Origin of the sequence: Psychrobacter immobilis (assembly GCF_904846065.1) — a bacterium.
In the GTDB taxonomy this organism is placed as follows: domain Bacteria; phylum Pseudomonadota; class Gammaproteobacteria; order Pseudomonadales; family Moraxellaceae; genus Psychrobacter; species Psychrobacter immobilis_H.
Window position 1 is genome coordinate 1 of record NZ_CAJGZV010000031.1, and the last position, 1,135, is coordinate 1,135.

At 51.6% G+C, this 1,135-nt stretch carries 1 rRNA gene; it reads right to left on the minus strand.

The window, feature by feature from the left end:
* Positions 1-50: 50 nt before the first annotated feature.
* Positions 51-1,135: ribosomal RNA gene (locus tag JMW64_RS13920) — 16S ribosomal RNA — on the minus strand; the annotation flags it as partial.

A 1,135-nucleotide genomic window follows, 5' to 3' on the forward strand; every position in this document is an offset into this window, starting at 1 on the left:
TAAACTAAAGAACAACTTGTTGTGAATTCTTGCTGACCGAATGCCATCTATAAGGAGGTGATCCAGCCGCAGGTTCCCCTACGGCTACCTTGTTACGACTTCACCCCAGTCATCAACCACACCGTGGTGAACGCTCCCCCGAAGGTTAAGCTATCCACTTCTGGTGCAATCAACTCCCATGGTGTGACGGGCGGTGTGTACAAGGCCCGGGAACGTATTCACCGCGGCATTCTGATCCGCGATTACTAGCGATTCCTACTTCATGGAGTCGAGTTGCAGACTCCAATCTGGACTACGATAGGCTTTTTGAGATTCGCATCACATCGCTGTGTAGCTGCCCTCTGTACCTACCATTGTAGCACGTGTGTAGCCCTGGTCGTAAGGGCCATGATGACTTGACGTCGTCCCCGCCTTCCTCCAGTTTGTCACTGGCAGTATCCTTAGAGTTCCCGGCTTAACCCGCTGGTAACTAAGGACAAGGGTTGCGCTCGTTGCGGGACTTAACCCAACATCTCACGACACGAGCTGACGACAGCCATGCAGCACCTGTATTCTAATTCCCGAAGGCACTCCCGCATCTCTGCAGGATTCTAGATATGTCAAGACCAGGTAAGGTTCTTCGCGTTGCATCGAATTAAACCACATGCTCCACCGCTTGTGCGGGCCCCCGTCAATTCATTTGAGTTTTAACCTTGCGGCCGTACTCCCCAGGCGGTCTACTTATTGCGTTAGCTGCGTCACTAAGTCCTCAAGGGACCCAACGACTAGTAGACATCGTTTACGGCGTGGACTACCAGGGTATCTAATCCTGTTTGCTACCCACGCTTTCGAGCCTCAGTGTCAGTATTATGCCAGAAGGCTGCCTTCGCCATCGGTATTCCTCCAGATCTCTACGCATTTCACCGCTACACCTGGAATTCTACCTTCCTCTCACATACTCTAGCTCTACAGTTTCAGATGCAGTTCCCAGGTTAAGCCCGGGGATTTCACATCTGACTTATAGAGCCACCTACGCTCCCTTTACGCCCAGTAATTCCGATTAACGCTTGCACCCTCTGTATTACCGCGGCTGCTGGCACAGAGTTAGCCGGTGCTTATTCTGCAGCTAATGTCATCGTCCATGGGTATTAACCAT